Raw genomic sequence first — 20060 nt, 5'->3', positions numbered from 1 at the left:
TTCATCCCTATCACCCGATCATTTCATCGGCTCTCTTTGGAAAAATCACTAATCATGGTAAAGTAAGTATTTGGTAGCTATTCGTAAGTGTTACCTTAATCGAAAAATATTATGCTAAAACGGCTCTACATTGATAATTTTCGTTGTTTGGTAAATTTTGAACTTAATCTTGATTCTATCAATCTATTTCTCGGTTCTAATGGCTCGGGTAAATCAACTGTTTTTAAAGTTTTGCAGAAAATTCAGGAATTTGTTAACGGTGATAGTAAGCTAGAGAAAATTTTTCTATCATCAGACTGCACTCGCTGGCAAACTTTACAAGTCCAACGTTTTGAGCTAGAGATTATCGGTAATAAAGGCATTTATAAATATGAGTTGGGTATTGGTCATGATCAAGATAAATGTCGTGTTGAATATGAGCGTTTGTGGTACGACAATCAGCTTTTACTAAAATTTGAGTTGGGAGAAGTTCAGCTTTATCGAGACAATTATTCAGAAGGGCCTCAATATTCGTTTGATTGGTCACAGTCTATGCTTCCTACATTGATGCCCAGAAACGACAACACGAAATTAACTTGGTTTAAAAATCGGATCAAACGATTTATTATTGTCCAAATTATTCCGAGTTTGATGGTTGATGAAAGTAACCAAAAAGAAATAAGATTAACTAAGAAAATGGAAAATTTTGTTTCTTGGTATCGCTACCTTTCTGATGACCAAGGCAAGGTGGCTGAAATAGGTAATATTTTAAGAGATGTTCTAAATGGTTTCAACAGCTTTAAGTTTGAACAAGTGAGTGAACAAAATATAGTCCTGAAATTACGTTTTTCTGGAGCAAGTAATAGCGCCAAACCCATTGAATATCGTCTAGGAGAATTATCAGACGGACAAAAAACTTTAATTGCTTTATATACACTTATTTATGGCACGAAATCAGAAGACTATACTTTATGTATTGATGAACCTGAAAACTTTTTAGCGTTGCCGGAAATCCAACCTTGGTTGATGCAGCTTTATGATTTTTGCAGTGAAAGTCAACTTCAATCTTTACTAATTTCTCACCATCCTGAGTTAATTAACTATCTTTTGGCTTCACCCATTGGCTATTGGTTTGAGGGTCAAAGTAATGCCCCTGTAAGAGTAAAACGAATTAGTAGTGAAGTGGCTGACAATTCTGGATTACCTGTTTCAGAATTAATTGCCAGGGGATGGTTGAATGAGCCAGCGTAGAGTTCAGATTGTTATTCTTTGTGAGGATAGACAGCAGGAAGTTTTTGCTCGTCATTTCCTAAAAATGCGAGGTTTTACAGGGCCATTTCGACCTAAAATTTGCCCCCCGGGTAGTCAATCTGGAGAACAGTATGTACGCACCCAATATGTTGAAGAAGTCAAAGCCTATCGCCAGAATAGAAACCGGATTTCGATTGGATTAGTTGTGTTAATTGATGCAGATACGGATACATTGCAGGAGCGACTAAATCAGTTAACAAATGCTCTTAGTGAAGATTCCCAGCCCGATCGTCGATCGGATGAAGCTATTGCTATCTTTATTCCTAAGCGCAATATTGAGACTTGGATACATTTCTTGCAAGGAGAAGTTATTAATGAGGAAGATAATTATGCAAAATTTCAGAACAATGAGGCTTTCTGTAAACCTTCTGTTGAGAATCTAGCTAAGGAATGTCGTTCTCAGAGCTTATCTGAAAATGCACCAGATTCTTTGAGGGCGGCTTGCGGAGAATTACAGCGTTTGTTAATACTTTTAAGATCAGGAATATAATTGAAGTGCGATCGCTAATCATTGATGATTAAAGGTTCGGCTAAATCAATTATTTGTTCAAATTGAAATTTACGCACGGCTTTTGTTAGAAATTGGATTAAATAAATTTCTGTATCTGGAATTTCTGTAATTAATTCCATCACAGCTTGACTATCGCCTTCAATTGACGCTTGATAGAGTTGATTCATCCAGTCCTGAGACATGACTGTTAAATCCTCAGAAATCAACTCATTCTCTGAATTTATATCTAAAATAGGCTGTATTTCTGCATAGATATACTGAACTCCTAAATGTTTAGTTAATGCTTCAAAAATCTGATCTTCTGTAAAAGGTTTTCTCATAAAATCGTCACAACCCGCCGATAAGACAATCGCTTTTTCTTCTTCTAATACACTCGCTGTTAAGGCAATTATAGCCGTGGCATTGCCTTTGGTTGTTGATTTAATATATTTAGTCGCTTCATAGCCATCCATTATGGGCATCCGCATATCCATAAAGATTAAATGGGGTTCCCATTCTTCCCATATTGCGATCGCTTCTACTCCATTACTAGCTGTTTTTAACTCAAATCCCAAGGGTTCTAACAGTTTAATTAATAATAGACAATTAATTTCTTTATCATCAACGGTCAGGATTTTATAAGTCGGTTGACCCGCAGCTAAACCTAATACTCTTTGTCGGGTTTTGATCGGTTCATCATTAATATCTTGACCCGGTTTGGCTTGAATTTGAAATGAGAAGGTTGTCCCTTTTCCTAATTCACTTTCTACGGAAATATCTCCCCCCATTAATTTTACAAATTTACGACTAATAGCTAATCCTAAACCTGTCCCTTCTTGGGATTCTTTTCCGGCTTGGGTTTGGGTAAAATCTTGAAATAGTTTAGGTAATTCCGCCTGGGAAATTCCGACTCCCGTATCGCTGATTTTAAAATTGATGGTGACAACATCCGTTGAGTCTTCTTCTTCATGAAAAACTGTTAAGTTAATCCTGCCTTCGTTGGTAAATTTAATCGCATTACTGAGTAAATTAATTAATACCTGACGCAGTTTAACTTCATCAGTACAAATATAGCGAGGGACAGTTTCATCTCGTTGAAATATTAATTTTAATCCGGCATTACTGGCTTGTAAATTAAGCATATCTTCTAAATCATCTAATAACCGATACAGGTCAAAATTACTTGGATTTAATGTGGTTTTTCCCGCTTCGATTTTAGATAAATCCAAAATATTATTAATTAGGGTTAATAGATAATCACCACGTCGAGTTACTAACTGTTGAACAACAGTAGCATTATATGAAACACGCAATACACCCAATATATTTCCCTTGGCATTGCGAACTGGACTGCTAAAATAGAGCGTTACCAGGTCAGGAATTGTCGGCGATCGCTTCATGTTAGAAACAAAGGATAACCCAGTTTGCATGGGTTTTTTAAAGTAATCTTGACCCGATTCATCTTTGCCAATATCTGATGTATATGTATCCAATACATTTTTTCCGTTTAAGTCGAGCAAAGAATATGAGAGAACATTGAGCATATCTTTGCGACTGAGACGGATTAATGTTTCTGTCGCCAATTGCATTTCGGGGCTGTTATCTCGCTGTTTTGGAGTTAGGCTGAGGTAGCGTGCCAAACCTGGTAAAATCGCCTCTACGCGCACAGCATCGAGATTTGCATCAATAAAGGCATCTATTCTGTTAGAGGTTTCGTTAGCCGCCGCAGATAGGGCTTGTTTTGCGTTTTCAGTTAGGGCTTTTTCAGTTGTCTGTTTGTTGAGAAATGCTAATAACAGCAACGGACTCAAAGCAACAATCAGAAAGGAAGCGATCAACTTTGCACGGATGCCGCCCAAAAGGGAATGCTGCATGGCTTTAGAGGATGTTTTCAAAGTGATTGGCTGTGTTTTTAAGTACCTGTTGATCCCCCCTAACCCCCCTTAAAAAGGGGGGAATCGATCCCCCTAACACCCTGGCTTAAAAAGGGAGAGAACTGAATCAAAGTCCCCCTTTTTAAGGGGATTTAGGGGGATCTAAACCGTTTTACTACCAACAACAAAACTTTTCAAATATCCTCTTAAATTAGGAAGGAGGGTTTAAGAAAGAAGAATTGAACAAACTTTTTAGCTCAGGAATGCGCGTCACGTTTCCAGAGCGAATAAAAAAGTCTGCATAGATTTTGGCAGTTTTGTAAATGGAATTAGGGTTGCTAGATTGAAATAATTTTTGATTTTCACCTAAATCAGTTAGGTTGACTCCCTCCAAAGAGATTGTATTAAGAGGAATTTTTAACGCTTTACTAATGATAGCATTTCCTTCCTGAACATTTGCTGTCCAGTAGGCAGAGCCTTCTAGCCATCCTCGTACAAATGCCCGAACATCTTCGGGGCGATCGCGGATTATCTCATCACGAAAGACAATCATATCTAATATCAAGCCAGGAGTTTGTTTGCTGGTAAATATAATATGCCCCCCTGATTTTATCGCTTCAGAAAGATAGGGTTCCCAAGTATGTCCCGCTTGAATAGTATTATTTTTAAGGCTTTGGGTAATTTCCGAAGCATCGAACTTAACCAAATTTACATCATCGGTAGTTAAGTTAACTTTTTTCAATATTTCAGTGACAAAAACTTCGCTAAAACCTCCCAAAATTGCACCCAATTTTTTCCCTTTTAAATCAGCAACAGTTTTAATATTTGGTTGGGCAACTACCACATCTGCCCCATTTGTTTCATCCACAACCATCACAGTTTGTATATCAGGATTAGTGGAACTTAAGATTATAAAATCTCCCAATGTTATTCCAACACCATCATATTTGCCAGCACTAAAATCCGCTTGTTGCAATTGGGTAAAGTCTCCATATTTTAGTTCGACTTCTACACCTTGAGCTTGAAAAAATCCTTTTTCTTTGGCAATGATGCCTGAATACGCCCCAACAAAAGATGTCAATACCACTTTCAAAGGAGGACTTTTAAGTTTGATCTGTGATGAAGCATGACAAGCAAATAGCAAACAGACGGTAATCAGAGAAATACTAATGTATCTAAGGAGTTTAAGCATAGATAAGCGATATTTTTTAATCATTGCCGATCAAAGGTTCGGTTAAATCAATTATCTGCCTAATCCCCTAATTGCCGCCAAATCATTTTGTCAAACCCTAAAAAACTTGTAGAGACGCGCCATGGCGCGTCTCTACGGGGATGAAATAAAAATTTACAACAACCTCGCACAAAGCCCACGCACTTCAGTCGTGGGATGTAGTGCGACCCCCTTTAGGGGGTGTGAGGGTTTTAATGTAATCCCTAAGAACTTCAGCCATTGATAATCCTTCTGATTCAGCATGACTTTTGAGACGTTCATATTCTTTCTCGTTAACATTAAACTGAATTTTCTTTTCCCTTGACATACTCTATTTAAGACTCTATTATCAGAGTATAGCAAGGATGTTCCTCGCTTATCTGGTCAGATGTTCTGACCTCCTTAAAAACAAGTTGTCAATGGCGAGAAAAAGGCAACCACTGTGATTATCCCTGTTGACTACAGAAAGCTCCGAAAAATCTTGGCAGAGCCAAAGACTGTAATAGTCGTGTGCCGTCAATTGGGACGAGGTATTTGGCATTCCTCAGAGTCTCGTACTCTCCTCTAATATTGCTGTGAAGCAATTCTGGAAACAGTAGGGGGCAACTCCATGAATACCGAGCAATCGGGGCTAGACAGGAGAATCCCACGCGGTTCACCCGTGGGAGTGTCAATGTTGACTCAATTCAATGTTTAATAAGGTTTTGCCATGAATGACCGAGGCAATGGTAACAATGTCTTCTTGGATTTGATAAATGACTCGATAGGTGTAAGCAAATTGTTCACGGATGTTTTCATCGCCAAATTCTTGAACAATCATTCCCGCTTCAGGAGCCTTGCTCAAGTTGCGCGTAACCTCAATGATTCTCTGGACAACCGCCGCCGCATAAGAAATTGAATCTCGTGCAATGTAAGCAGCAATTGCATCAATATCATCTATGGCTTGAGGCGACCAAACTACTTGATAACCCATTTACTTAATAAACCTTCTGCTTCCTCTTGTATGAGATTCCTGGTCGTTTCGTGAATCTTGAGTCCATGACGGACTTTCTCGATTACATAGAGATGGTATTGCACATCTTCCAGTGAACAATCATCAGGTAGGTTACTCAACAAAGATTCTACTTCCTTTTTGGTTCCACTCATAATTTTTTGGGTTTTTTTTATAGTTATTATAGTTTTCGATAACTGAAGCACCCGAAAGATACTGTTAGCCCCGACTTTATCGGTGAATAAGGTTGTCATAATAAAAGATAAATTGTATGTCCCGATGGAAAATGTCCCAGGGGAATCGAATGCTTCAGTCATTGTTTATAGCAGGGAACAGGGAACAGGGAACAGGGAGGAAAATACTTCACCGTCTGGGTTCCAAGATCCGTCTGGTGCCCTAACTGCCTTGGCGGTTGCTATAAAATCCAGCCTATAGTTATGACAGATCAATCGTATCAGATGGTTCTGTCCAGGTGTAAACCTGAATTTATACCGTCTTGGTAAAGTTACCGTAACTAGAAATAGCCTGTTGCAGTTGTTGAATTACATCCTCAACCGGAATTTCCCCTAACTCTCCATCAGCACGAGTTCTGATATTCAAGCAATTTGCTTCTATTTCCTTGGCCCCAACCACAGCCATCACCGGAATTTTATCCTTCTCAGCATTTCTAATTAATTTCCCTAAACGCTCGCTACTCGCATCCGCCTCCGCCCGAATTCCAGCAGACCGCATTCTGAGAGCAATTTCTTGAGCAAAGGGAAGAAATTCTTGGCTGACGGGTAATAGCCGGAATTGTACGGGTGCTAACCAGATGGGGAAATCCCCAACATATTCCTCTATTAATATTCCCACTAATCGTTCCAAAGAACCAAAGGGCGCACGATGAATCATTACCGGACGTTGACGGGTTCCATCTTCGGCGACATACTCTAAATCAAAGCGTTCAGGTAAATTATAATCCACTTGAACTGTCCCCAATTGCCATTCTCTTTCTAAGGCATCTTGAAAGATAAAGTCTAATTTAGGGCCATAGAAGGCGGCTTCTCCGATTCCTTCAAAGTAGTTCATTCCTAAAGTTTCTACCGCCCGACGAATTGCTCCTTCTGATTTATTCCAAACTTCATCTGACCCGATATATTTATCTAAACTAGGGTCACGGAAACTTAGTCTGGCTTTAAAGTTGGTTAGTTGTAAACTCTTAAATACAAATAGAATTAAATCGACAACTTTGACAAATTCATCATCCAATTGTTCAGGAGTAACAAATAAATGGGAATCATCTACCGTGAAACCTCTAACCCTGGTTAACCCTCCTAATTCTCCCGATTGTTCATAACGATATACTGTTCCAAATTCTGCTAACCGCATCGGAAGTTCCCGATAGGAACGTAACTCACTTTTATAAATTTGGATATGAAAAGGACAGTTCATGGGTTTAAGTACAAATCCCTGTTCGTTGTCCTTAGCTTCCTCATCGTCGGCCATCATTGGGAACATATCTTCTTGATATTTCTGCCAATGTCCTGATGTCTTAAATAAATCTACCCGACCAATATGGGGAGTCGTTACACCTAAATAGCCCCGCTTAACTTGTTCTTTTTTGAGGAAATCTTCTAGGGTACTTCTTAATAGGGTTCCTTTCGGTGTCCAGAGGGGTAATCCTGGCCCCACTAAATCGGAGAAGATAAACAGTCCCAACTCCTTACCCAAACGGCGATGGTCACGTCGGATGGCTTCTTGCTTGCGGCGTTTATGTTCGGCCAATTGTTCGGGAGTTTCCCAAGCTGTCCCATAAATTCGTTGTAATTGAGCTTTAGTTTCATCCCCGCGCCAATAAGCCCCCGCTACACTTTCGAGTTCAATCGCATTAGGGTCAATATCAACCGTATTCTCAACGTGGGGCCCCGCACACAAATCCCACCATTGGTCGCCTAAATGATAGAGGGTAATGGGTTCTTGTAAGCCTTCTAGGATTTCCAGTTTATAGGATTCTCCTATTTTCTGAATCCGTTCTTGGGCTTCTTCCCGACTAACTTCTTCCCGAATTACGGGGAGTTTCCGTTTGATAATCTTAACCATCTCCTTTTGGATGGATTTTAAATCCTTTTCGGTAAAGGGTTCGGGACTATCAAAATCATAATAAAACCCATTTTCAATCCAAGGGCCAATGGTGACTTGTGCCTTGGGAAACAGTTTTTGAACTGCCATTGCCATAACATGGGACGCAGTATGCCTAATCCGTTTTAAACTCTCGGATTCACTGGTTTTAGGCAAATGGACTTTTTTCTCTAAGGGTTCTTGAGAACCCTCTAACTCTGATATAGACATTGATTAAAGTTACAAAAGCAAAATAAAAGTTTCTTAATTCAATTGTACAGAACAGAGGAAACAAAGAGAAAAAACAGACTTAACACTCCCCAACTCCCCTGCTCCCCAACTCCCCTGCTCCCTTACTCAATTGTCACTTGGGACGTATCAACGCTCAAAGTTCCGGCTTGAAATTCGGCAATATTAACTGCTTTTTCCAGAAAACCTGGGCTGGGGACTTTGCCTTTGAGAACAACAGTTCCGCCTTTCTGGGACACCCACAGGGAACCAATATCTTTGAGTTCGGGGTCTTCATCAAAAGCTAAAGTCACCCGTTTAGCTAATCCGCTTTCATCATATTCTCCCGCAATTCCAATGCGTTCCGGGGGAAGGGAAGCACTAGCCGCCGCCTGTTTTACCACATCATTATCCGGTTTACCAGGAATTCCACCAGTGAGACTACCAAAAATACGTTCAAACCATGCCATAAAATCAAATATCCTAATTTAATTAATAATAATATTTTAGTCTAATGGAGATCGGTTTTAGAAGCAAGCCATTTTTGCAGTTCTTGTTTTAATCCTTTTAATTCTTCTTCGGGTAATTGATGCCCAAAACGATAGGTTTTGCGACGTGATAAAAAGAAAATATTGGGTTCTTGGGTGACAATTTCCAAACTCGGATAAAAATTACCCTGATTATCGGTGGTTCTAATTAAGTTAATTTGTTGAATTTGAGAGATTTCTCCTTGTTTGCGAAAGGGTAAATAAGAAGACCAAAAAATTTCAAAGGTTTTATTATTAAAATTTAGTTGGACTTTTTCAAAGGGTTTATAATCAATAATTGCTTTATAAATTAACAGTATTATACTAACAGGAATCCCCAATAAAGTCAAATAAAATATAATAATTAAACCTAAATCAAATTGTTGCCAGATAGCCGGATTTAAAATAGTATAAAGTTTGTAGATACTTAAAAAAGCGATCGCACTTAATCCCAATCCTTTAATTATAATCGATCCCGGAATAATTTCCCACCCCTTTTTTAATAAATTTATCTGATTTAATAAAATTTTCTGGACTGGAGAAATATATTGTAGGGAAAACTGAGAGGGAATATCAACTTTTAAATTATTAGAAGATTGGGATAATTTTAAATGGGGTTCTGAGGTCTTTTTCAAAGACTGTTTGGGTTGATAGTTTAACGCATATAAAGCCATTTGAGCAGTAGCAAAACGAGATTCTACTGCGGGTTCTATTAAGGTTTCTAACCAACTCTTAAACCCTGGATTAAGGGTATCGCCATTAAACTTCATTTTAAAGTTTTCTTGGGGTAATTCCGCCGGAGGAATCCCCGTTAAGAGATGAATTAATGTGGCTCCTAAACTATATAAATCAGAAGATTGAACGGCTAAACCGCCAAATTGTTCAATAGGAGTATATCCAAAAGTTCCGACAACGGTAAAACTTGATCCGGGGGTTCTGGGTTGAATTTGTACCGAACCTAAATCAATTAAATAAATATGATGATCTTCTCCCCAAATTAAATTACTTGGTTTAATATCTCGATGTAAAATAGGGGGATGAAGTTGATGTAAATAATTGAGATTTTCTAAAACTTCAAAGGTGATCCAGTATAATTGTTGTTGAGTAAATAGATGATGATTGTCTAGTTTTTGTTTAAGAGAATGACCAGGAATATATTCGGTCACTAAAGCAAACCAAATATTCTGATCATCCAGGGAAAAATAATCTCGATATTTAACTAAGCGAGGATGATTTAATTGTTTTAAAACCTGTGCTTCCCGCTCTAATAATTTTAAATCCTCCCATTGCATTGATCCTCCTAATGCTAATAATTTGACAACCGCTTTATCTTTAAGTAATAAATCATCCGCTAACCAGGTTTGGCGAATCGGATTTTCATTCAGTTGGCGTTTCAGTCGAAACCGATGATTAAGCAAAGTTCCCGCAGTTAGCATGATCTGGTGAGCGCTCAAATAAAGGTTACTATTACATTATATTGTAACCAAAAATTGTTCTGTGTTTTTGGAATTGGCGATCGCACTCTATTATAATAAGTAGTTACACAAAATAAATTACCTAGTTGAGAGAGGGAACAGCCCCCCAAACCCCCCGTGTACGGGGGACTAGGGGGCAGGGAACAGCCCCCCCAAACCTGCCGTGTACGGGGGCTAGGGGGCAGGGAACAGCCCCCCCAAACCCCCCGTGCACGGGGGGCTAGGGGGGGAGGGAACAGGGTAGAGGATGTGTAATTGATTTTGTTTAGGTACTTATTATCAAAGAAATTTATTGTAACTTTCCCCGTCTAATTTTTTCCCATAACTGTTGATACTGTTTCACGGAATTGGGCGAAAGGGGTTCGAGAAAATCACTTTTTTTTAAAATAGCTTGATCAGGAAATAATAGAGGATTTTCCCTTAAAGATTGGGGTAACTCTTGGGGGTTCATTCCCAAAATAATTGGGGATGTTGTTCCGGTTAATAATGATAGTTGAGTCGCAACTTGAGGCAACCAACAAAAATCAATCCAATTATCTGCTAAAGTGGCGGTAGGAGAAGATTGAACCTCCGCAGGTTTGACCCATAAATCTGACCATAAAGCCGTCCCAGATTGAGGAACAACGGCGGCTAACCCGTTTTGATATTGAACTTCTGGAGAAATATCCGTAGACCAACCCACCGCCAACCAAGTATCCCCTAAAATCAACGGTTTGAGATAACTATTAGAATCATAAAGTTTAATATTTTGATGGAGTTTAAGCAGTTCAGATTCTAAGTTTTTGACTTTACTTAAATCGGCTGTATTATAAGAATGACCTAATTTTTTCAAGGTTAAACCAATCACTTCCCGGGCTTGATCAGGTAAAGAAATTCGGTGACGTAATTCGGGACGCCATAAATCACTCCAATCTTTCGGTGTCCATCCCAACCCCTGAAACTTATCAACCCGATAAATAATTACTGTACTACCCGAACGATAGGGCGCCGCCCAAATTTGACCTTTAGGATCAACTTCACCCTGGGTATTGCGTTGGACAATATTTTGCCAACGGGACGGAAGTTGTGACCAAGCGGGCCATAATTTCGGATCAAGGGGTTGAATCAGTTTTTGTTGAATGGCCGAATGTAACCAAAAATCCCCAATCATCACCAAATTAGCTTGGGACGAAGGCTGAGTTGGAGGTTTGGACTGGCCTTTTTCCAAGCGCTCAAATAAATCTTTGAGTTGGGTTTGGGGAACAAAATTCACCGCCCCTCGGCCGAATTGTTGTCGAAACTTGTTCGCCACTTGCGCGGGAACAGAACCCTTGAGGACTTCAACCGTCAGTGCCGCAGCTTGTTTACATCCAGCTACGACCTGACTTAAAGTTAAAGCACCGATTCCCTGTAGAAAAAACCTTCGCTTCACGGTCGCTATTCAATCCGTTTCTCTAAATACTGACCGATCATAGTTTGTTCCCCAGCCCGTGAAATAATCGTTTGCCGCGTGCGGTATCGTTGGCCAATCAGTTTAATTTCTTCTTCAAACATAGAACCATTGTACTCGCTTCTCAGACATAACGTATTGACATCGAGCATATAAAATTCAGCCACAACGGGTTTGGGTGTCATAAATCCCCGATCTCGATAAAGCCAGGTGTCACAGACCCCAAACCGAGTTGATCCGGTGGACATTTTTTTACCGGAGATGGAATTAGAACTTTTCCAAGTCACTTTTGACCCACAACTGAGGAGCATCGGGTCATCTAATTGGTGTAATTGAGCAATATCGAGCAGATCAGGACAGCCCGGTTCTAAAAACTCTACGGTAATCTCGCTGGCGACTTCTTGGGTATTTCCCTCTGGAAGTGTGTAGTAGCGCCGTTCTGAATACCAATTTCCCACACTGCGGCTAAAATAGTCCGCCACTTGGGAGGCAATCTCACGGGGGTTTTGCTGGATCAGGGCTTTCATTGTGGCTGCTCCTCAACACGATATGAACGGGTGAAATCCTTCCCTCACAGGAGAGGAAAAGTCAAATGTTTGTCACAATTCTTAATTTAATCATAACAGACTTAAACTGGCAATGATTTTCCGACGATGGGCAGAAAAAGTTTAATTGAGACCGTTGATAATATCTACTGGGTGGTAGAGTTAGGCTATAAGTACACTAATTGTTTCAATTTTTCAATGTCTCTGTGTTCAAAAATCTAAATTTCATCACAAAACAATGAATAATCCCTACTTAGGTACAGACCAAGAACGAACTTGCCCCAATGTCACTGGAATCATATAACTCACATCAATACTAAAAAGATAAACCTTTTTGGCTCTCAAACCCCGTTCAGGATCAAAAAACTTTAATTTAACATCCCAACAATCACTATTAACCCGACAGAAAGGACTTTTTTCGATTTCAATTGTATCTAATTCCATCCCGGTAGAAACAGCTTGAGCAAAACTAGAGGCGGCTTGAAAAGCGTTAGTTGCTGCAAAATTTAACGCCCGGTCTTTAGAGGTTTTTCCTAAATTTTGCAAATCAAAATAGACTCGTTTCAGGAAACTACTTAAACTTCTTCGCATTTCAATCTCGTTAGCGTCAGCTAGTTCTTCAGAAAGGGTTTGTAAGGCTGCATCCACTAAACCGTTTACTTTCCAGCCGTACATTCCCCTAATATTATTAATCGTAATTACAGGAACTTCTTGACCGGAAAATAGAGTAATTGTTTTATCCGTAATTTGCCCAGGAATACTCACCCTTTCAACATAATCATCACTGCTTTCGGGTTCAATTTGTCCGGCTAACATTAAGTTTAACATTTCATAAACATCAGCCGCAAATCCTCCTTTTACTTCCAGGGCATAAACTGGGTTAAATTCTTGGTTAATTGTCCAAATTAAAGACTTACTTTCTGAAGGATTTTCGGCTAAATAATTAACTATTTGACTGGCATCATAAGGATTAGCAGGAATTATTGTACCGTCAATTTCTACGGCTGGCATTAATTGTTTAAAACTATCCCGTCGGGCTTCACTTCCGAAGTCATAACCAATTGTTCCTAAAACATAAACCAGTTTGGATGCAGCACTAGCAGTAATACCATTAGTAGGTTGACTAGCGGTAATATTAGCCACAGCTACGGCCGAAGAATTGCTGGCAATTACATTACTTAAAGTTAGTAATGGGCTGTTAATTGGGTTTTCTATTTTAGTTAGAGGAGTAATATTATTAACAGGAATAGTAATTTCTGATTGTCTGATTTCAGAAGTTTTAACCGTTGTTAATCGTTCTCCTGTTAATAAGTTATAAGCCCCCGGAATATTGAATCTACCTAACAAACAACGTTCCGGTTCTTCTACTTCTTTCGGGTCGCAAGGAATAGCACTTTGTAAAATAGCTTGTCGCACGGTTTCAGCATTAGGTTTTTCCCCTCTTTGCAGTTGCATACTCATTAATAAAGCGGAAATTCCGGTAACAATTGGTGCAGCGCAACTCGTCCCTTGTTGTTTAATCGGAATATCGGTTCCAGGTTCAGCCCCTAAGATATTTTCACCGTTAGCCATCACCCCTTTCTGTTGATAGTCACCACCATAATTACTAAACTTAAATGGTTGTCCATCATCACGCATTGCACCCACTGTTAAAACATCGGGTAAAATTGAAGGAATACACCAACATTCACCTTTATCATTACCACCCGGAGCCACAATTAAAATATTACTATCTTGGCATTGTTTCACAGCACGGGCAAAGATTTCTTGAGCCATTCCTGATTGAGTAGGATGACAAGCTGCAATATGAATAATATTAACTTCGGCTTTTAAGGCTTCGTTAATCGCATGGGTAAGATTTACAAAGGAAATAAAATCATCTCCTGCGAAGGAAATCGGAATATTAATCGCCGTACAATTAGGCGCAATACCCTCCACGGGAGAGCCATGCTGTCCTAAAATTGTACTCGAAATATGAGTAGCATGACTAGATAAATCAATCCGTCTTTTAATGTCTTCAGGGAAATCTTTAAAAAAGGCTTCTCTTTCTTTTTTTGCTTCTTCTTTATCGTGATCTGGGTCTTCTTTTTTAGCCTTTTGTTGTTGATTAAATTCTGTCGCTAATTTTAAATAATGATAATACTCATCATTGAGTTCAATATCTTCTGCCCAATAGGGTTTAAATTGAGTAATCTTTGCACCTTTAAAACAAGCACGTTCTAAATCTGCTGCACCGTCAAGAATAGCAATTTTAATCCGAGAATCGCCTTTGGTCTGAGTCCAAAGTTCAGGTATTCCAGGAATAGTAATTAAATCTGGCATAGTTATAGTTATCGAGCAAATAATTTTAGTTTACATTAGAAGCACTCTACTCTTGAGCATTGTACAGAGAAACTTTACCTATTTGCTAATAAGCATTGTTAATAATCATTACAAAGACTCAACCACCAGCATAAGCTTGGTTAGCCACAGAACTCAAGCGTGGACTATCCTCTAAATACCAAATCAAAGCGTGAGTATCTGTCACCGCGTTACTCATCAAATATCCTCACGAGGAAAGTTAGCTCCTATCTGTTGTTTTACTTCGGCGATATCTTCATCACTAATATTAGCACCTCGCCATAACCCCCGCAAAGATTTATGAGGTTGATGGGTAGTAACAGCTAACTGTTGTTTAATATCAGGAGTCATTTTTTCAATTAGGCGTACTTTATCAAGAGGAGAAAGCTGTTTGACTATCTCTAAGGCATCCTCTAGGGTAACAACTCTTACCATCTTTTTAGACCTCATTATGAATCAGAATCTTTGGGAGGAGTAGTCCCCTTAATTCTAACATTTACCTCAAAAAATGTCAAAAGTCTTTTTCTACTTGCCAGGATGCACGGTTCGCATCAACGAATTAACTCACAATACCAATATTTTATCTGATCTTGTTAAACATCCAACAGGCAAGATTTTTACCAAAATTCAAAGTATTGGTGAGGATAAAATTTGTACCAGTGTAATTGTTGCGTGTGAATTACGCTTTGGAGCAGAAAAAAGCAACTCCTCTCGACTAAAAGAAAGAATTGCCTTAATTTTAGATAATATTAATGTACTGTCTTTAGATATTTCTGTTGATGATCATTATGCTAAAAGCCGTACCTATTTAGAAAGTCAAGGAAAACCAATTGGAGGGAATGATTTACTCATTGCTGTCCATGCACTGTAAATAATTTTCTAAAACTTCTAGTTCTTGATGATCGCATTATTTCTCACCAAAACCCTTATCTTCAGTCTTACCTTCTTCATCTTCAAGTAATGCTAACTGAGCCATTTCTTGAAAAATACCTAAATCCATATCTGGATTAGATAAACTTTCTTGCCATTTTAACTCATTCTCGATATCTTCGAGTAATTGTTGTGCAAGTTCATCCTGAAGATAATTTGAGAGTTTTTGAGCTTCTTGGAATGCTTTTTCTAGTAAATGAGTCATAGATTCTTCCTGAGTTTCTGAAAAAGACAAAATAATATAACCAGAATTTGGCTATACGCCCCTTTGGGTTTTATCTGGCAACACCCTTTTGCGGGCGATGATGCGGAGTAGTCCCCTTGATTCTAACACTAACCTCAAAAAGTGTCAAAAGTCTTTTTCTACTTGCCATGGCGTACGGTTCGCATCAACGAATTGACGCACAATGCTAGTTAATTCAGGGCTTTCGGATACCTGGCACGGGGTTTGAACAAGACGAGACTTAGATTTTTTTGGGTTGGTGGTGGTAGAGCCTTTTTCTGAAAGATGAACCCCAGCCAACAGCTTACTACCCCAGTGCGATCGGGTTGGGGTTTTCTCCTTCGGTTTGTACCTTTGGCAAAAACCTTTGTATATAAGAGATCGCACATAATAATTGATTATTTTTGCTATCATAAATCTATGAAATTTGAATGGGATGAGGGCAAAAACCAAACTAACCTGATCAAACATGGATTTGACTTTACAGATGCTTATCGTATCTTTAACCTACCAATGGTTGTTGAATTGGATGAGCGAGAGAATTATAGAGAAGATCGCTTTGTTGCTATTGGTTTACTAGATGGACGAGTTGTGGTTATTGTCTATACTGAACCTGATGATCAAACGATTCGTATTATATCTTTAAGAAAAGCATTATCTTATGAACAAAAACATTATGAGCAATATATCAAAAACAGATTGGAATAGAATTGATGCGATGAAAGATGAGGATATTGATACTTCTGATATTCCTGCTCTGTCAGAAGGTTTTTGGACTAAAGCACAATTGCGAATCCCTAAGCCTCCTGTTACTGTAGAAGTTGAAGTAGATTCAGAAACTTTTGCCTGGTTTCAAGCACAAGGAGAAACGGCACAACAACAAATGTCTGTGGCGTTGAAAATTTATGTCCAAGCAAATAAGGCTTTTTCTTCATCTGCAACTACTAATCGCTAAAAATAGGTTGGGTTAAACGACAAATGACTAACATTCCTGGACTGAAAAAACTATGGTCAGAAACTAGAGGTGATCCTAAAATTTGTGTCGCTGTACTTGATAGTGCGATCGCCTATAACTTACAAGAACACTTTGTTAAGTTATAATCAACGTAAAACCCATTTATACAGAAAAGATGACTCAAATTACTATTAATTTACCCAACAGCTTAGTTGAATCTGCCCAATGTCTAGGACTGGCTACAGCGCGAGAGTTATCAGAGGTTTTAATTGATACCTTGCAAATCGTTTTACCTACCTTTAATAATCTCTCAGCAATTGGCAATAATGTTGAAGTTTCCCATCTTTTAGATTCCGAAGTTATTGAGTTATCTAATTTAAAAATGGATGCAGTTCAAAATCAACGTTTAGGAGAATTACAAGCTAAGGGAAAAAATACTGGCTTAATCGAAGCTGAAGGCTATGAATTATTGGTTTTAATCTCAATTTACCAAATGGGACAATTAAGAAAGTCAATGGCGTTAGCTGAAGCCGTTAAACGAGGATTGAGAGAACCTTTATTACCATGAGTTTTCTCACAGAAGCCTTACGCCAAAGGATTCGACAACGGGCAGGAAATCGCTGTGAATATTGCCTAAGTCACCAAGATTATATTATGGGTAGATTACAAATTGATCATATCCAGCCTTTAGCTAAAGGTGGTGCTAATACAGAAGATAATTTATGTTTAGCTTGTGAATTATGTAATCAATATAAGTGGATACAAACTGAGGCTATTGATTCTGAATCTGAGGAGTTGGTTTCTTTATTTAATCCTCGCAATCAAGAACGGTTAGCTTCAATGAATTGACTCACAATCCTAGTCAGTTCGAGGCTTTCGGATACCTGGCACGGGGTTTGAACAAGACGAGACTTAGATTTTTTGGGGGTGAGTGGTTGGTAATAGCTTGTAAGCAATATTACTTAATATTAATTACAGGAAGCATTTAGTCAAGAATTCCCACAAAAGTATTGACAAGTCTTGAGCTATTTGGTTACGATGCTCATCAAGTCAAATTTCACCTTAAATTCTGGAGAAACAAACCATGACTAAGAAAAACCTGAAACCCCAACAAGCCGCTCCTGTGCAACGGGAGATCAATACCACTTCCTCTGAGGCTGGTACAGGGCTGACACCCCTGAATTCATTATTTCTATTTCTAGATCCTTTTGCGGGCGACGACGCAGAATAATCGCTTCCATTCTAACACTCACCTCAAAAAGTATTAAAAGTCTTTTTCTGCCTCCCTTGGCGCACGGTTAGCTTCTATGAATTGACTCACAATCCTTGTCAGTTCGGGGCTTGACCATACCTGGCACGGTAGAAAAGTAAAACGAGATTTAGATTTTTTGGGGTAAGTGGTTGATGATAGCTTGTAAGCAATATGACTTAAGTATTACTTAATATTAATTACAGGAAGCATTTAGTCAAGAATTCCCACAAAAGTATTGACAAGTCTTGAGCTATTTGGTTACGATGCTCATCAAGTCACATTTCACCTTAAATTCTGGAGAAACAAACCATGACTAAGAAAAACCTCAAACCCCAACAAGCCGCTCCCGTACAACGGGAAATCAATACCACCTCCTCTGTTGTGGGTGGTACAGCAGTGACACCCCTTGACCGGTGGAAACTTGAGTATCCTTTTGCGGGCGACGATGCCGAGTAATCCCCATCACTCTAACACTCACCTCAAAAAGTTTCAAAAGTCTTTTTCTGCCTCCCTTGGCGCACGGTTAGCTTCTATGAATTGACTCACAATCCTTGTTAATTCGCGGCTTTCGGATACCTGGCACCCTTGGTGGTAGGTATTACCTAAATGAGACTTAGATTTTTGGGGATGAGTGCTAGAACCCTGTTTCGAGAGATGAACCCCAGCCAACAGCTTACTACCCCAGTGCGATCGGGTTGGGGTCTTCTTCTCCTTCGGTTTGTACCTTTGGCAAAAGCCTTTATATTTCTTGGCACAGTCTTCTAAGCGAATTAGAAAAAACGAGAATTGAAAATATTAGACTTTATTATTACAAATCATTTAAAATGGAGTCAAATTGATGTTAATCACGAAACCCCGCTTTCAAACCTTTGCTGAATATCTGCAATATGACGATAATTCAGAAAAACTCTGTGAATTATTTAATGGAGAATTGGTAGAAATGCCACCAGAATCAGGGTTTAATTTTCAAATTGCTAATCGCCTTTTTTTGGTTTTTGCTTTAATACTAGGAACTGATAGAGTTAGAGGTCATGGCTTAGAATTAGAAGTCAGAGGTGAACCGAAAAACCGTTACCCTAATTTGACCATTATTCGAGAAGAACATATTCAATTACTCTCCAAGAGAAATACTATTCTTCTTTCCATGTCACCACCTTTATTAGTCATTGAAGTGGTTAGTCCTGGAGAAATTCAAAGAGATAGAGATTACATCGCCAAAAAATTACAATATCAAGATTGTGGCATTCCCGAATACTGGATTGTTGATCCTCAAACTCAAACCATTTTAGTCTTAGAACTAACTGGAGATACCTATAGGGAAATCGGTAATTTTACCAACGATGATTTAGTTGCCTCTCCTGGACTTAAAGAATTAAACTTAAAAGTCTCCGAGGTATTTAATTCAACCAGTTTATAAATATTAGACTTTGTTATTACAAATCCTTGACAAATTAAATAACCAAGAAAAACATCAACATGAACAAAATGACTAACATTCCCATCTGTTTCTACCCCCCTAACCCCCCTTACTAAGGGGGGGATAAGAGGAAGCAGGAAGCACCTCTAGCTACTCTTACTAAAGGGGGAATAAGAGGAAGCATCCCTAGCTACTCTTACTCAGGGGAAATTAAAAGCTTTTAGCCCCCCTTACTAATGGGGGTTGGGGGGTTATGTATTAAAGAACAAAATTATGATTAAATATGACTAAACTATATGACCGAACTTTATAACAGAAATTCTGAAAAAGAGAAACGACAATTTTTACGCAATAACATGACTCCTGCGGAACAAAAATTGTGGTTACAACTTAAAGGAAAGCAATTAGAAAACTGTAAATTTCGGCGACAATATAGTGTAGCTCAATTTATTATTGATTTTTATAGCCCAGAAATTAAACTTGCTATTGAAGTTGATGGCGACAGTCATTTTCAAGAAGGAGTGCAAGAATACGACCAAGAAAGACAACAGTTTATCGAGTCAGCTAGAATTACTTTTCTGAGGTTTACCAATGATGACGTATATGATAATATTTCAGCAGTTTGTGAAATCATCACAGAAAAAATTCAATCCTTAAGAAAGTCTCCAGAAGCCCCCCCTTACTAAGAGAAAGTCTCCAAAAGCCCCCCCTTACTAAGAGAAAGCCTCCAGAAGCCTCCAAAAGCCCCCCCTTACTAAGAGAAAGTCTCCAAAATCCCCCCTTACTA

Annotated in this window: 25 protein-coding genes; 12 read left to right on the top strand and 13 right to left on the bottom strand. The window is 38.8% G+C overall.

Going from position 1 to position 20060, the window contains the following annotated elements:
* Positions 1-111: 111 nt before the first annotated feature.
* Positions 112-1230 carry an AAA family ATPase gene (locus AC559H_RS23290; protein WP_026794781.1) on the top strand — a complete coding sequence of 373 codons (1119 nt, stop codon included), beginning with the start codon at positions 112-114 and terminating at the stop codon, positions 1228-1230.
* Positions 1217-1780, top strand: a complete 564-nt coding sequence (locus AC559H_RS23285; protein WP_026794782.1) for a hypothetical protein — start codon at positions 1217-1219, stop codon at positions 1778-1780. Before AC559H_RS23290 ends, AC559H_RS23285 begins: the two co-directional genes overlap by 14 nt.
* A 14-nt stretch (positions 1781-1794) precedes the next feature.
* Here AC559H_RS23285 and AC559H_RS23280 read toward each other — a convergent pair whose 3' ends face one another.
* From AC559H_RS23280 to AC559H_RS23225, 12 genes are all read right to left on the bottom strand, one after another.
* A complete protein-coding gene (locus AC559H_RS23280; protein ID WP_026794783.1) occupies positions 1795-3654 on the bottom strand; it encodes an ATP-binding protein in 1860 nt (619 codons plus the stop codon).
* A gap of 211 nt (positions 3655-3865) precedes the next feature.
* Complete coding sequence (locus AC559H_RS23275) at positions 3866-4846, bottom strand: ABC transporter substrate-binding protein (protein ID WP_026794784.1); 981 nt, start codon at positions 4844-4846, stop codon at positions 3866-3868.
* A 184-nt stretch (positions 4847-5030) separates the two neighbouring features.
* A complete protein-coding gene (locus tag AC559H_RS23270) occupies positions 5031-5192 on the bottom strand; it encodes a ribbon-helix-helix protein, CopG family (RefSeq protein WP_141292963.1) in 162 nt (53 codons plus the stop codon).
* Between the two features lie 342 nt (positions 5193-5534).
* The gene (locus AC559H_RS23265) at positions 5535-5837 is read right to left on the bottom strand and encodes a type II toxin-antitoxin system RelE/ParE family toxin (protein ID WP_026794785.1); all 303 of its coding nucleotides are present in this window, start codon (positions 5835-5837) and stop codon (positions 5535-5537) included.
* Positions 5822-6172 carry a hypothetical protein gene (locus tag AC559H_RS23260; RefSeq protein ID WP_237746378.1) on the bottom strand — a complete coding sequence of 117 codons (351 nt, stop codon included), beginning with the start codon at positions 6170-6172 and terminating at the stop codon, positions 5822-5824. The genes AC559H_RS23265 and AC559H_RS23260 overlap by 16 nt, the downstream gene beginning before the upstream one ends.
* A gap of 169 nt (positions 6173-6341) precedes the next feature.
* Positions 6342-8183, bottom strand: coding sequence for a threonine--tRNA ligase (gene thrS, locus AC559H_RS23255; protein ID WP_026794787.1), 1842 nt, complete (start codon positions 8181-8183; stop codon positions 6342-6344).
* A 122-nt stretch (positions 8184-8305) separates the two neighbouring features.
* The gene (locus AC559H_RS23250) at positions 8306-8650 is read right to left on the bottom strand and encodes a BON domain-containing protein (protein WP_026786041.1); all 345 of its coding nucleotides are present in this window, start codon (positions 8648-8650) and stop codon (positions 8306-8308) included.
* 41 nt (positions 8651-8691) lie between these two features.
* Positions 8692-10143: a serine/threonine protein kinase gene (locus tag AC559H_RS23245; RefSeq protein WP_026794789.1), complete on the bottom strand. Its 1452-nt coding sequence runs from the start codon at positions 10141-10143 to the stop codon at positions 8692-8694.
* 328 nt (positions 10144-10471) lie between these two features.
* Positions 10472-11593 (bottom strand): extracellular solute-binding protein, encoded by a 1122-nt coding sequence (locus tag AC559H_RS23240; protein ID WP_026794790.1) that lies wholly within the window; start codon positions 11591-11593, stop codon positions 10472-10474.
* Between the two features lie 5 nt (positions 11594-11598).
* On the bottom strand, positions 11599-12138 hold the full coding sequence (locus AC559H_RS23235; RefSeq protein WP_026794791.1) for a phycobiliprotein lyase: 540 nt from the start codon (positions 12136-12138) through the stop codon (positions 11599-11601).
* A gap of 267 nt (positions 12139-12405) precedes the next feature.
* Complete coding sequence (locus AC559H_RS23230) at positions 12406-14478, bottom strand: S8 family peptidase (protein ID WP_026794792.1); 2073 nt, start codon at positions 14476-14478, stop codon at positions 12406-12408.
* 216 nt (positions 14479-14694) lie between these two features.
* Positions 14695-14931 (bottom strand): hypothetical protein, encoded by a 237-nt coding sequence (locus AC559H_RS23225; RefSeq protein WP_026786036.1) that lies wholly within the window; start codon positions 14929-14931, stop codon positions 14695-14697.
* 94 nt (positions 14932-15025) lie between these two features.
* Here AC559H_RS23225 and AC559H_RS23220 point away from each other — a divergent pair, with 94 nt between their 5' ends.
* On the top strand, positions 15026-15367 hold the full coding sequence (locus AC559H_RS23220; protein WP_237746377.1) for a PIN domain-containing protein: 342 nt from the start codon (positions 15026-15028) through the stop codon (positions 15365-15367).
* Between the two features lie 36 nt (positions 15368-15403).
* Here the strand turns inward: AC559H_RS23220 and AC559H_RS23215 are convergent, their stop codons facing one another.
* Positions 15404-15661: a hypothetical protein gene (locus tag AC559H_RS23215; RefSeq protein ID WP_207184696.1), complete on the bottom strand. Its 258-nt coding sequence runs from the start codon at positions 15659-15661 to the stop codon at positions 15404-15406.
* 408 nt (positions 15662-16069) lie between these two features.
* On the opposite strand from AC559H_RS23215, the gene AC559H_RS23210 reads away from it, so the two are divergent.
* From AC559H_RS23210 to AC559H_RS23170, 9 genes are all read left to right on the top strand, one after another.
* The gene (locus tag AC559H_RS23210; protein WP_026794793.1) at positions 16070-16357 is read left to right on the top strand and encodes a BrnT family toxin; all 288 of its coding nucleotides are present in this window, start codon (positions 16070-16072) and stop codon (positions 16355-16357) included.
* Positions 16326-16604, top strand: coding sequence for a hypothetical protein (locus AC559H_RS23205; protein WP_026786033.1), 279 nt, complete (start codon positions 16326-16328; stop codon positions 16602-16604). Before AC559H_RS23210 ends, AC559H_RS23205 begins: the two co-directional genes overlap by 32 nt.
* Positions 16605-16627: 23 nt before the next feature.
* The gene (locus AC559H_RS23200) at positions 16628-16750 is read left to right on the top strand and encodes a hypothetical protein (RefSeq protein WP_267879849.1); all 123 of its coding nucleotides are present in this window, start codon (positions 16628-16630) and stop codon (positions 16748-16750) included.
* Between the two features lie 29 nt (positions 16751-16779).
* The gene (locus AC559H_RS23195; protein WP_026786032.1) at positions 16780-17172 is read left to right on the top strand and encodes a hypothetical protein; all 393 of its coding nucleotides are present in this window, start codon (positions 16780-16782) and stop codon (positions 17170-17172) included.
* Positions 17169-17453, top strand: a complete 285-nt coding sequence (locus AC559H_RS23190) for an HNH endonuclease (RefSeq protein WP_081694840.1) — start codon at positions 17169-17171, stop codon at positions 17451-17453. The genes AC559H_RS23195 and AC559H_RS23190 overlap by 4 nt, the downstream gene beginning before the upstream one ends.
* A 235-nt stretch (positions 17454-17688) precedes the next feature.
* Complete coding sequence (locus AC559H_RS23185; protein WP_071782772.1) at positions 17689-17835, top strand: anacyclamide/piricyclamide family prenylated cyclic peptide; 147 nt, start codon at positions 17689-17691, stop codon at positions 17833-17835.
* A gap of 330 nt (positions 17836-18165) precedes the next feature.
* Positions 18166-18312 carry an anacyclamide/piricyclamide family prenylated cyclic peptide gene (locus AC559H_RS23180; RefSeq protein ID WP_071783047.1) on the top strand — a complete coding sequence of 49 codons (147 nt, stop codon included), beginning with the start codon at positions 18166-18168 and terminating at the stop codon, positions 18310-18312.
* Between the two features lie 382 nt (positions 18313-18694).
* Positions 18695-19273: a Uma2 family endonuclease gene (locus AC559H_RS23175; RefSeq protein ID WP_026794794.1), complete on the top strand. Its 579-nt coding sequence runs from the start codon at positions 18695-18697 to the stop codon at positions 19271-19273.
* Positions 19274-19569: 296 nt separating this feature from the next.
* Positions 19570-19959 carry an endonuclease domain-containing protein gene (locus tag AC559H_RS23170; RefSeq protein WP_026786028.1) on the top strand — a complete coding sequence of 130 codons (390 nt, stop codon included), beginning with the start codon at positions 19570-19572 and terminating at the stop codon, positions 19957-19959.
* Positions 19960-20060 lie beyond the last annotated feature (101 nt).

Source organism: Planktothrix prolifica NIVA-CYA 540 (assembly GCF_963864145.1).
In the GTDB taxonomy this organism is placed as follows: Bacteria; Cyanobacteriota; Cyanobacteriia; order Cyanobacteriales; family Microcoleaceae; genus Planktothrix; species Planktothrix agardhii.
Note: the sequence above shows the minus strand (reverse complement) of the source record. Positions and strands in the feature narration are given on the sequence as shown.

Coding starts and splice junctions, on each gene's coding strand:
- AC559H_RS23290 (WP_026794781.1), top strand. CDS start 112: ATGCTAAAACGGCTCTACATTGATAATTTTCGTTGTTTGGTAAATTTT.
- AC559H_RS23285 (WP_026794782.1), top strand. CDS start 1,217: ATGAGCCAGCGTAGAGTTCAGATTGTTATTCTTTGTGAGGATAGACAG.
- AC559H_RS23280 (WP_026794783.1), bottom strand. CDS start 3,654: ATGCAGCATTCCCTTTTGGGCGGCATCCGTGCAAAGTTGATCGCTTCC.
- AC559H_RS23275 (WP_026794784.1), bottom strand. CDS start 4,846: ATGCTTAAACTCCTTAGATACATTAGTATTTCTCTGATTACCGTCTGT.
- AC559H_RS23270 (WP_141292963.1), bottom strand. CDS start 5,192: ATGTCAAGGGAAAAGAAAATTCAGTTTAATGTTAACGAGAAAGAATAT.
- AC559H_RS23265 (WP_026794785.1), bottom strand. CDS start 5,837: ATGGGTTATCAAGTAGTTTGGTCGCCTCAAGCCATAGATGATATTGAT.
- AC559H_RS23260 (WP_237746378.1), bottom strand. CDS start 6,172: ATGACTGAAGCATTCGATTCCCCTGGGACATTTTCCATCGGGACATAC.
- thrS (WP_026794787.1), bottom strand. CDS start 8,183: ATGTCTATATCAGAGTTAGAGGGTTCTCAAGAACCCTTAGAGAAAAAA.
- AC559H_RS23250 (WP_026786041.1), bottom strand. CDS start 8,650: ATGGCATGGTTTGAACGTATTTTTGGTAGTCTCACTGGTGGAATTCCT.
- AC559H_RS23245 (WP_026794789.1), bottom strand. CDS start 10,143: ATGCTAACTGCGGGAACTTTGCTTAATCATCGGTTTCGACTGAAACGC.
- AC559H_RS23235 (WP_026794791.1), bottom strand. CDS start 12,138: ATGAAAGCCCTGATCCAGCAAAACCCCCGTGAGATTGCCTCCCAAGTG.
- AC559H_RS23230 (WP_026794792.1), bottom strand. CDS start 14,478: ATGCCAGATTTAATTACTATTCCTGGAATACCTGAACTTTGGACTCAG.
- AC559H_RS23225 (WP_026786036.1), bottom strand. CDS start 14,931: ATGGTAAGAGTTGTTACCCTAGAGGATGCCTTAGAGATAGTCAAACAG.
- AC559H_RS23210 (WP_026794793.1), top strand. CDS start 16,070: ATGAAATTTGAATGGGATGAGGGCAAAAACCAAACTAACCTGATCAAA.
- AC559H_RS23205 (WP_026786033.1), top strand. CDS start 16,326: ATGAGCAATATATCAAAAACAGATTGGAATAGAATTGATGCGATGAAA.
- AC559H_RS23200 (WP_267879849.1), top strand. CDS start 16,628: ATGACTAACATTCCTGGACTGAAAAAACTATGGTCAGAAACTAGAGGT.
- AC559H_RS23195 (WP_026786032.1), top strand. CDS start 16,780: ATGACTCAAATTACTATTAATTTACCCAACAGCTTAGTTGAATCTGCC.
- AC559H_RS23190 (WP_081694840.1), top strand. CDS start 17,169: ATGAGTTTTCTCACAGAAGCCTTACGCCAAAGGATTCGACAACGGGCA.
- AC559H_RS23185 (WP_071782772.1), top strand. CDS start 17,689: ATGACTAAGAAAAACCTGAAACCCCAACAAGCCGCTCCTGTGCAACGG.
- AC559H_RS23180 (WP_071783047.1), top strand. CDS start 18,166: ATGACTAAGAAAAACCTCAAACCCCAACAAGCCGCTCCCGTACAACGG.
- AC559H_RS23175 (WP_026794794.1), top strand. CDS start 18,695: ATGTTAATCACGAAACCCCGCTTTCAAACCTTTGCTGAATATCTGCAA.
- AC559H_RS23170 (WP_026786028.1), top strand. CDS start 19,570: ATGACCGAACTTTATAACAGAAATTCTGAAAAAGAGAAACGACAATTT.